The organism is Yinghuangia sp. YIM S10712 (genome assembly GCF_051388935.1).
Taxonomy (GTDB): Bacteria; Actinomycetota; Actinomycetes; order Streptomycetales; family Streptomycetaceae; genus Yinghuangia.
Map to the genome: position 1 here is coordinate 1 of NZ_JBPKBI010000075.1, position 849 is coordinate 849.

Genomic DNA, 849 nt, shown 5'->3' on the forward strand with positions numbered 1-849 from the left:
CTCAGGCGCTGACGAGTTCTTGGCCGGCGAGTGTGGTGCGGTGCATGAGGCGGATGGAGGTGGGTTCGAAGGGGAGGGCGCGGTGGAGCATGCCGGTGTTGTCCCACATGACCAGGTCGCCGCGGGTCCATTGGTGGCGGTAGGTGAAGTCGGGGCGGGTGGACCAGGCGAGGAGGTGGTCGAGGAGTTCGCGGCTGCGGTTTTCGGGCCATCCGACGACGGTGTCGGCGGTGGCGCCGACGAGGAGGGATTTGCGTCCGTTGCGGCGGGTCCACACGAGTGGGTGGACGCGGGTGGGGACGGTGTCCCACTGGGCGCGTTGCTTGTCGGTGGCGTCGGGGTAGGCGATGCGTTGGGCGGCGGCGAAGCTGTGGACGACCTTGAGGTCGGCGATTTCGGTCTTCTCGGTGTCGGGGAGTGCTTCGTAGGCGGTGTAGGTGTTGGCGAACTCGGTGTCGCCGCCTGCGGGGTCGACTTCGCGGGCGGTGAGCAGGGTTTGTTTTTGGGGGAGTTCGTCGGTGGCGCCGTCGATGTGCCACAGGAAGTTTCCGCGTCGGTAGCCGGCCAGGACGCTTTTGGCGGGGTCGAGGGTGATCGTGGCGATCTCGGGGTGTTCGCCGGGGTCGTTGACCTTGGGTACGACGACGTCGCCGAGCAGGCGGCTGAACGCGACCAGGTCGGCGTCGGTGATGTTGATCCGGGGGAACACGACGACGCCGTGCCGGTCCAGCGCGGCCTGGCATTCCTGGGCCGCCTTCGGGTCCACCAGTTCCGGGCCGGTGATTCCGGTGATCCGGGCGCCGATGTTCGGCGTCACCGCGGTGACCGTGATCGACATGACTTCCTCCC

At 68.0% G+C, this 849-nt stretch carries 1 protein-coding gene; it reads right to left on the minus strand.

From position 1 onward, the window contains the following. Position 1 precedes the first annotated feature (1 nt). On the minus strand, positions 2 to 849 hold an 848-nt coding region (locus tag ACRX5W_RS33260), incomplete at its 5' end, for a TauD/TfdA dioxygenase family protein (protein ID WP_436792126.1).